We start from the raw sequence: 9,198 nt of genomic DNA, 5'->3' as shown, positions 1-9,198 counted from the left end.
TCGGAGAGAAGAAGCGAGCGATGCCCCGAGGCCGGCGGTCGCGCCGGCCGCCGCATCGGCGGCTGCGTCGAGGTCGATTTCCCCGGCCAGCCCGGTTGCCACGTCGAGAACCGCTCCGACGGCGCCCTCGACCGCACCCACCTGCTCGGCACCCACGTCGAGACTGCCGCTCAAGGCCGTACCGAGCGCTGCACCCAGGTCCGCACCGCCCGCGAGCGCGCCTTCGAACGCCGCGGAGAAGTCGCCACCGGCACCGATCGCCGTATCGAGAAGCCCGCCCAGCGCCACACCGAGATCGGCGCCGAGATCGCCTCCGACGCCGAATGCGGCTTCGAGAGAGGAGCCGAGCCCGGCGTCGATGCCGAGACCGCCGGTCGCGGTGCCGACCGCTCCGAGTGCGGCGTTCACTGCGGTCGCGAGATCGGCGGCGGCATCCCCACCGACGCCGAGGCCACCGGCCAGCGTGCCCGACAATGCCGTACCGAGGTCGCCGGTCACCGTCCCGCCCGCGTCGAGCACGGCGCCCAGGGCCGCACCGAGCGAGGCGCCGGCCTCCCCACCGAGTTCCAGCGCGGCACCCAGTCCACCGGCGAGATCTCCGGCGATCTCGGTGTCCGATCCCATTTCTGCCTTGGCGCCGAGCCCGAGCCCACCGCCGAGTCCGGCACCCAGGCCGAGGCCCGAAGCTCCGGCCCCGGCCAGACCCGTCGCAGTAGCCCCGGCGAGCGCACCGGAAGAGGGTGCCGGGTCGGCGTCGCTCGACCTGTCGGCGGATGCGGGCAGCCAACTTGCGACGACCATCGGCGGCAGCCTCGGCGCCGGGGCCGACGCCACCGGTCAGCTCGGGTATGCACTCGACGAAGCGTTCGCCGTAGGGAGCGAGCAGGCACTCGAAGGTGCCGCGGACGCCGGCGCGGGACTGGAAGCAGGACTCGGCGCGGCACTCGATAGCGGATTCGCAGCAGGCGGCGGCGTCGTCGGCGGGATTTCGGAGCCGCTCGGTTCTGTGTCCGGTGAGCTCGCGGGCGCCCCGGACGCATGGTCGTCGCTGAGCGGGGACGTGTTCGGCGCAGCGGAAGGTTCCGGCGGGCTGTTCGGCTCGGTGTCCGGCGATGTCGGCGGCGACTCCGGACTCGGCGGGGGACTGTTCGGCGGCGCGGACGGCGCCGCGGAGACCAACGGCACCGCGTCCACCGACCTCGACGATCTGTTGCCCTGACCGGTTCCTCGGCCGGCTCCCCTGCTCTTCGATGTCAACGGACATAATGTGCCGGAGCCGGCCCACGACAGAAGGCGAGTCGACGCAGCGCCATGCAGCATTCATCAGCAGATCCCGCCGCGCGCCGCGTGGCACTCGTCGACCTGATCGACGCGGCCACCGTGCACGCCCGCACGGTGGGACGCGACGATCTGGCTGCCCGACTCGACGCAGCGCGTACCCGCGTTGTCGATCCGCGTCTGAGGGTGGTCGTGGTCGGGCCGCTCAATCAGGGGAAGAGCCGGTTCCTCAATGCCCTGCTGGGACTCGAGGTGTGCTCGGTCGGTGACGACGAGGCGACGGCGGTGCCGACGTTCGTGCAGCACTCCGATCGCATGTTCGCGGAACTGGTGCTCGCCGGCGGCGAACCCGACCGCGTCGAGATCCCCCTCGACGAGATCGCCCACGTCGGGCCGGGCAGCCCGCACGCCGGTGGCCGGGAAATGCGGCGTCTCGAAGTGCATGCGCCCAGTCCGCTCCTTGCCGACGGGCTGGTGTTCGTCGATACCCCCGGTGTCGGGGGCCACGGGAACCCGCACACCGCAGCGACATTGGGGCTGCTGGCGTCCGCGGACGCCGTGTTCGTGGTGTCCGATACAAGCCAGGAGTTCACGGCGCCGGAGATGAGCTTTCTGCGCCAGGTGCACAGCCTGTGCCCGGGGTCGGCGGTGCTGCTCACCAAAACCGATCTGTATCCGCACTGGCGCGACATCGTCGCCGCCGACCGCGCGCACCTGCAGCGCGCCGGCCTCGACCTGCCGCTACTGGCAGTGTCGTCGCTGCTGCGCGAATTCGCGCTCCGCACGAACGATGCGTCGCTGCAGGAGGAATCCGGATTCGCCGGCGTCTACGAGTTCCTGCGCGAACAGGTCATCGCCCGCAACGCCGACGCGGCACGGTCGGCGGTGGCACACGACGTCGGCACCGTCGTCGAACACATCGCTCTGAGTCTCGCCAGCGAGCTCGCCGCGTTGCGTGAGCCCGACGCGGGGGCGGCCGCCGTCGCGGAACTGCAGCGCGCGAAGGCAACTGCCGAGGCGTTGCGCACCCGCGCGGCACGGTGGCAGACCACCCTCGCCGACGGCATTGCCGATCTGGCCGCCGACATCGACCACGACCTGCGGGACCGCTTGCGACGGGTCACGCGGGACGCCGAAGCCGCCGTCGACGAGTGCGACCCGGGCAGCGAGTGGCCGCGGCTCGGACAGTGGCTGGGGGAGCAGGTCGCCGAATCGGTGGGGGACAACTTCGTGTGGGCGCACGAGCGTGCGCTGACGCTGGCCGAGACGGTGTCCGGGCATTTCGCCATCGACGATGCCGCGCAGTTGCCGGCGCTGCATCTTGCCGATCTGTCCGGACTGCTCGAACCCGTCGAAGGTCTGGCCGACCTCGAATCGGGACGGATCGGGGTGGGTCAGAAGGTGCTGGTCGGGATGAAGGGGTCGTACGGCGGTGTCCTGATGTTCGGTCTGGTCACCACGCTGATGGGCATGGCGCTGGTCAACCCCATTTCGGTGGGTGCCGGAGTGGTGCTGGGCACCAAGGCGTACCGTGACGACAAGCAGGCGCGCGTCGCCAAGCGCCGCGCCGACGCGAAGGTCGCCATCCGCAAGTTCACCGACGACGTCAGCTTCCAGGTCGGAAAGGAATCGAAGGACCGGCTGCGGTGGATTCAGCGCCGGCTCCGCGATCACTTCACCGAGATCGCGGACCAGACGTTGCGGTCGCTGTCGGAGTCGCTCGAAGCGGCCAAGGACGCGGCGACCATCGAACACCGGGAACGGCAGCAGCGCATCGCAGAACTCGACGCGCACGTCGCGGTGTCGACCGATCTCCGCACCCGGGCGGCACGGCTCTCCGGAGCGCCCGCGTGAGCGCCGCACGCCGCCTGGTGGCCCAGGCGCAGGCGATGTACGGGGCCGATGCGACCGTGGGCCCGCAGCTGGCCGAATGCGCCGCGCGGCTCGATCAGCCCCTGCGGGTGGCACTCGCGGGATCGCTGAAGGCAGGCAAGTCGACGTTGCTCAATGCGCTTGTGGGGCAAGATATCGCCCCTACCGACGCGACGGAGTGCACGCGCGTCGTCACGTGGTATCGCCACGGCTCGACACCGTCCGTCACGGCCCGGTACGACGGGACGCGCTCGCTGGCCGTGCCGGTGCAGCGGCACGACGGCCGGCTGACGTTCGAACTGGGGGAGCTGACCGCCGACCGCGTCGACCGCATCGACGTCGAATGGCCCGCGAGCGCTCTGGCACAGACCACCATCATCGACACACCGGGCACCTCGTCGCTGTCGCGGGAGGTGTCGGCGCGCACCCTGGCGCTGCTGACACCGGCGGACGCCGCATCCGGTGCCGATGCCGTGGTTTACCTCATGCGCACCCTCGGCGCCGCCGACGTCGAGTTCCTCGACCGTATCGGACGGCACGTCGGTGGTGGATCCGGCCCGCTCGGGGTGATCGGGGTGGTGTCGCGGGCCGACGAGGTGGGCGCGGGCCGGGCCGACGCGATGATGTCGGCCACGGAGGTGGCGTCGCGGTTCACCGGTGAGCTCGAAGGCACCGGGTCGTGCCAGGCCGTCGTTCCGGTTGCCGGGTTGCTGGCGCTGGCCGCGCGGACCTTGCGGCAGAGCGAGTTCGCCGCGTTCGAAGCCCTTTCCCGAGTGCCCGCCGAGCAGATGCAGGTGGCGATGCTGTCGGCCGACCGATTCGCACGCCCCGACATCCCGCTGCCGGTGGCGCCGGAGATGCGGGCACAACTCGTCGACCGGTTCGGACTGTTCGGAATCCGCATGGCCGTTGCGCTCGTGCAGCTCGGAGTGCGTGATTCGCCTTCGCTCGCAGCCGAACTGGTGGCACGCAGCGGTCTCGACGAGCTGCGGCACGTGATCGATGTGCAGTTCGGTCAGCGCGCCGAGCAGCTCAAGACCCATTCGGCGCTGCTCGCCCTCGAACGGGTGCTGTGTGCGTGCGGCGACCGGCAGCTGCTGGCAGCGGTGCGGCGCGAACTCGCCGACCAGCACGGGTTCGCCGAGCTGCGACTGCTGGGGCGGCTGCGATCGGCGCCGGCGGCGCTACCCGATGCCGAGCTCGCCGAACTGCAGCGCCTCATCGGTGGTTTCGGGATCGGCGCGACGCAGCGCCTCGGGTTGCCGGCCGATGCGGCGCCCGCCCAGCTGCGCGCGGCGGCCGTCGCGGCGGTGCATTCGTGGCGGGCCCGTGCCGAGCATCCGCTGCTCGATCCGTTCACCGCCCGGGCCGCGGCCGTCGCGGCGCGGAGCGCCGAAGGGGTGGTCACCGCGCTGCGTTGACGTCGTGGATTTTCGGCTTGATCCTGACGTTACGTGAGGTCATAGCGTCGGCTCTGCCGGCGCACGGGCGCCGGTGGAAGCGAGTGGAGATGCAGAAGGCCGGTTTCGGGCAGGTATGGAAGGTCGGGCAGCTCGCTGCGGAGACGGGACTGACGGTCCGGACGTTGCACCACTACGACCACATCGGTCTGGTGCAGCCGTCGGGGCGCACCGCGTCGGGGCATCGGCTGTACGAGGAAGACGACGTGCAGCGGTTGTATCAGGTCCTGGCGTTGCGCCAGCTCGGGTTGTCGCTGGAGGTGGTCGCGACCGTGGTGGCCGGAGCGGCGTCGCTGCAGGAGGTGCTGGCAGCACACCGGCAGTACCTGGACGAGCGCTTGATCGCGACACGGCGACTGCGGGCTCACGTGGTGACCCTGTCCGAGGCTGCGCGGACCTCGGCGAACGCATCGACCGCGGACTTCCTGGAATTGATCCGAGGAGTGGTCATGGTGGACGACACGGTGAAGAAGTACTTCAGCGACTTGCAGCTGGCCGACCTGGCCGAGCGGCGCGCGAGGAGCGAGAGGGCGGCGCACCGGTCGGTGCGCCGCCCTTTCGTGGTTTCCGGTGTGATCCATGCCATGCCCGGAACAAATTTCCCGAGGCTGCCGTTGGATGTGTCAGACAACTTGAGCGAATAAGGCTCAACTTCACTTGACGCGGAAAACCGGTCGGGTGCAAGCTTGAGTCGACTGCGCTCAGTTGAGTCGAACAGGCTCATAGTGAGCACAAAAGTTGACGCGGTGCGGCTTGCATCGCGGCGAACAGCACTTGGAGGAAATTATGGCTCGTGCGGTCGGCATCGACCTCGGAACCACCAACTCGGTCGTTTCCGTTCTGGAAGGCGGCGAGCCCGTTGTGGTCGCCAACTCCGAGGGTTCACGCACCACCCCGTCGGTCGTCGCGTTCGCGAAGAACGGTGAGGTTCTGGTGGGTCAGCCCGCCAAGAACCAGGCGGTCACCAACGTCGACCGCACCATCCGTTCGGTCAAGCGCCACATCGGCACGGACTGGAACGTCGACATCGACGGTAAGAAGTACACGTCCCAGGAAATCAGCGCCCGCACGCTGATGAAGCTCAAGCGCGACGCCGAGTCCTACCTGGGCGAAGACATCACCGACGCGGTCATCACCGTGCCCGCGTACTTCAACGACGCCCAGCGTCAGGCCACCAAGGAAGCCGGCACCATCGCCGGCCTCAACGTCCTGCGCATCGTCAACGAGCCCACCGCCGCGGCCCTCGCATACGGCCTCGACAAGGGCGAGAAGGAACAGACCATCCTGGTCTTCGACCTCGGTGGCGGCACCTTCGACGTGTCCCTCCTCGAAATCGGCGACGGCGTCGTCGAGGTCCGCGCGACCTCCGGCGACAACCACCTCGGCGGTGACGACTGGGATCAGCGCGTCGTCGACTGGCTCGTCGAGAAGTTCAAGTCGCAGAACGGCGTCGACCTGACCAAGGACAAGATGGCCCTGCAGCGTCTCCGCGAGGCTGCGGAGAAGGCGAAGATCGAGCTGTCGAGCTCGCAGTCGACGTCCATCAACCTGCCGTACATCACGGTCGACGCGGACAAGAACCCGCTGTTCCTCGACGAGCAGCTCTCGCGCTCGGAGTTCCAGAAGATCACCTCCGATCTTCTCGATCGCACCCGCGCGCCGTTCCAGCAGGTCGTCAAGGACGCCGGCATCGCCGTCGGCGACATCGACCACGTCGTGCTCGTCGGTGGCTCGACCCGCATGCCCGCCGTCGCCGATCTCGTCCGCGAGATGACCGGCGGCCGTGAGCCCAACAAGGGCGTCAACCCGGACGAGGTCGTCGCTGTCGGCGCCGCGCTCCAGGCCGGCGTCCTCAAGGGCGAGGTCAAGGACGTGCTGCTGCTCGACGTCACCCCGCTCTCCCTCGGCATCGAAACCAAGGGTGGCGTGATGACCAAGCTCATCGAGCGCAACACCACCATCCCGACCAAGCGCTCGGAGACCTTCACCACGGCCGACGACAACCAGCCGTCCGTGCAGATCCAGGTCTTCCAGGGCGAGCGTGAGATCGCGGCGCACAACAAGCTGCTCGGCTCGTTCGAGCTCGGCGGCATCGCCCCGGCTCCGCGCGGCGTCCCGCAGATCGAGGTGACCTTCGACATCGACGCCAACGGCATCGTGCACGTCACCGCCCGCGACAAGGGCACCGGCAAGGAGAACACGATCAAGATCCAGGAAGGCTCCGGCCTGTCCCAGGAAGAGATCGACCGGATGGTCAAGGACGCCGAGGCGCACGCCGAGGAAGACAAGAAGCGTCGCGAAGAGGCCGAGGTCCGCAACCAGGCCGAGTCGCTCGTGCACCAGACCGAGAAGTTCATCAAGGACAACGAGGACAAGGTGCCCGCCGACGTCAAGGAGAAGGTCGAGGCGGCCATCAAGGAAGCCAACGACGCTCTGTCCGGCTCGGACATCACCGCGGTCAAGGCCGCCGTCGAGAAGCTCGCGACCGAGTCGCAGGCCCTCGGCCAGGCCATCTACGAGGCGCAGGGCGACGGTGCCGGTGCCGGTGCTGCCGGTGACGGTGCCGCGGCCGGTGCGGACGACGTCGTCGACGCCGAGGTCGTCGACGAGCCGACCGACGCGGAGAAGAAGTGAGTGCCGCCAAGCCCGAGCAGGAGCCGGTGACCGTCACCGACAAGCGGCGTATCGACCCCGAAACCTTCGAGGTGCGCGACCCGGAAGAGTCGCAGCCCCTCGAGGGTGAGGTGGTCGAGCCGGCCCCTGCGTCGGACGAGAACGCAGAGCAGGCAGCAGACGAGAACGTGGTCGCGGACGTGCCGCAGGACGCCACGCCGGAAGCGAAGGAACTCGCCGAACGCACCGCGGACCTGCAGCGCGTGAGCGCCGAGTACGCCAACTACCGGCGTCGCTCCGAAGCCCAGCGCACCGCTGTGGCCGAGGAAGCGAAGGCATCGGTCGCGGCGAAGTTCCTCGACGTGCTCGACGACCTCGACCGTGCCCGCGCGCACGGCGACCTCGAGACCGGACCGCTCAAGGCCATGTCCGACAAGCTGACGGGCGTGTTCGACTCGCTGGGTCTGGCCGCATTCGGCGCCGAAGGCGACGCCTTCGACCCCGAACTGCACGAAGCCGTCCAGATGGAAGGCGACGGCCACCACCCCGTGCTCGGGACGGTGCTGCGCAAGGGCTACCGGTTCGGCGACCGCATCCTGCGGCACGCCATGGTGACCGTGACCGACGGAGATCCGGCGGACACACCGAAGGAAACGGCGCCGGACGAGTCCGGCACCGAGTAAGAACAACGAGAGCGGAAGGAGGAGGCGCCCGGTGAGTCAGCGGGAGTGGATCGAGAAGGACTTCTACAAGGACCTGGGCGTCTCCCCCGACGCGTCGCAGGACGACATCAAGAAGGCTTATCGCAAGTTGGCGCGGGACCTGCACCCCGACGCCAACCCCGGCGACAGCACAACCGAGGAACGCTTCAAAGCGGTCAGCGAAGCCAACGCCGTGCTGTCCGACCCGGCCAAACGCAAGGAATACGACGAGACCCGCCGCATGTTCGCCTCCGGCGGATTCCCCGGCGGTGTCGGCGGATTCCAGACCGGTGGCAGCGGATTCAGCGGCGGTACCACCTTCGACCTCGGCGACCTGTTCGGCGGCGGCACGGCCGGCGACGGTGGCCTCGGCGACCTGTTCGGCGGCCTGTTCAACCGTGGTGCGGCCGGCGGCGGTGCGCAGGGCTCCCGTCCTCGGCGCGGCAGCGACGTCGAGACCGAAACCACCCTGGATTTCCGGGATGCCGTCAAGGGCGTCACCGTTCCGCTGCGCATGACCAACCCCGCCCCGTGCACCACGTGCCACGGCAGCGGCGCCGAACCGGGCACCAGCCCACGAATGTGCCCGCGTTGCAACGGAAGCGGCATCGTCTCCCGCAATCAGGGAGCGTTCGGTTTCTCCGAACCGTGCGACGACTGTCGCGGCACCGGCTCGATCATCGACAGCCCGTGCCACACGTGCCGGGGCAACGGCATCCAGAACCGGACGCGCACCATCACCGTGCGGGTTCCCGCCGGAATCAAGGACGGCGCGCGTGTGCGCCTCGCCGGCAAGGGCGAGGCGGGACTGCGCGGCGCCCCGTCCGGCGACCTGTTCGTCACCGTGCACGTCCGTCCCGATCGCGTCTTCGGTCGTGAGGGCGACGACCTGACCGTCGTATTGCCGGTCAGCTACGGCGAACTCGTGCTCGGTAGCACCGTGTCGGTACCGACGCTCGACGGTCGGGTCGGACTGAAGATCCCCGCGGGCACCGCCGACGGCCGCATCCTGCGCGTTCGTGGTCGCGGCGTCCCCAAGCGCGGCGGCGGTGCCGGCGATCTGCTCGTGACCGTCAAGGTCGCCATCCCGCAGAACCTCGACGACAAGACCGGCGAAGCGCTGCGCGCGTACCTGGATGCCGAACAGGCCAGTGGTTTCGATCCGCGTGAAGGATGGGCAGGTGCGTGATGACCGAGACGAGAGGACCGCGGAATCTTCCACCGGACCCCGACGCTCGCGTCTACGTCATCTCGGTGGCCGCCGAACTGGCCGG

The 9,198-nt window shown here is 69.3% G+C and carries 7 protein-coding genes and 1 pseudogene; 7 read left to right on the top strand and 1 reads right to left on the bottom strand.

Going from position 1 to position 9,198, the window contains the following annotated elements:
- Positions 1-624 (bottom strand): annotated as a pseudogene (locus Q8814_RS21815) (IniB N-terminal domain-containing protein); the annotation flags it as partial.
- A gap of 7 nt (positions 625-631) precedes the next feature.
- Here Q8814_RS21815 and Q8814_RS21810 point away from each other — a divergent pair.
- The 7 genes from Q8814_RS21810 to dnaJ all read left to right on the top strand — a co-directional run bounded on the left by Q8814_RS21810 (position 632) and on the right by dnaJ (position 9,113).
- Positions 632-1,219 (top strand): hypothetical protein, encoded by a 588-nt coding sequence (locus Q8814_RS21810; protein WP_330154072.1) that lies wholly within the window; start codon positions 632-634, stop codon positions 1,217-1,219.
- Between the two features lie 92 nt (positions 1,220-1,311).
- The gene (locus tag Q8814_RS21805; RefSeq protein ID WP_330154071.1) at positions 1,312-3,132 is read left to right on the top strand and encodes a dynamin family protein; all 1,821 of its coding nucleotides are present in this window, start codon (positions 1,312-1,314) and stop codon (positions 3,130-3,132) included.
- Positions 3,133-3,167: 35 nt separating this feature from the next.
- Positions 3,168-4,571, top strand: a complete 1,404-nt coding sequence (locus Q8814_RS21800; RefSeq protein WP_330154074.1) for a dynamin family protein — start codon at positions 3,168-3,170, stop codon at positions 4,569-4,571.
- An 89-nt stretch (positions 4,572-4,660) separates the two neighbouring features.
- Positions 4,661-5,254: a MerR family transcriptional regulator gene (locus tag Q8814_RS21795; protein WP_330154073.1), complete on the top strand. Its 594-nt coding sequence runs from the start codon at positions 4,661-4,663 to the stop codon at positions 5,252-5,254.
- Positions 5,255-5,396: 142 nt separating this feature from the next.
- Positions 5,397-7,244, top strand: a complete 1,848-nt coding sequence (dnaK, locus tag Q8814_RS21790) for a molecular chaperone DnaK (RefSeq protein WP_330154070.1) — start codon at positions 5,397-5,399, stop codon at positions 7,242-7,244.
- The gene (gene grpE / locus Q8814_RS21785) at positions 7,241-7,906 is read left to right on the top strand and encodes a nucleotide exchange factor GrpE (RefSeq protein ID WP_330154069.1); all 666 of its coding nucleotides are present in this window, start codon (positions 7,241-7,243) and stop codon (positions 7,904-7,906) included. Before dnaK ends, grpE begins: the two co-directional genes overlap by 4 nt.
- A 31-nt stretch (positions 7,907-7,937) precedes the next feature.
- Positions 7,938-9,113, top strand: a complete 1,176-nt coding sequence (gene dnaJ, locus Q8814_RS21780) for a molecular chaperone DnaJ (protein ID WP_330154068.1) — start codon at positions 7,938-7,940, stop codon at positions 9,111-9,113.
- The last annotated feature ends 85 nt before the right edge of the window (positions 9,114-9,198 follow it).

The organism is Rhodococcus chondri (genome assembly GCF_036327435.1).
GTDB classification, from domain to species: Bacteria; Actinomycetota; Actinomycetes; order Mycobacteriales; family Mycobacteriaceae; genus Rhodococcus; species Rhodococcus chondri.
Note: the sequence above shows the minus strand (reverse complement) of the source record. Positions and strands in the feature narration are given on the sequence as shown.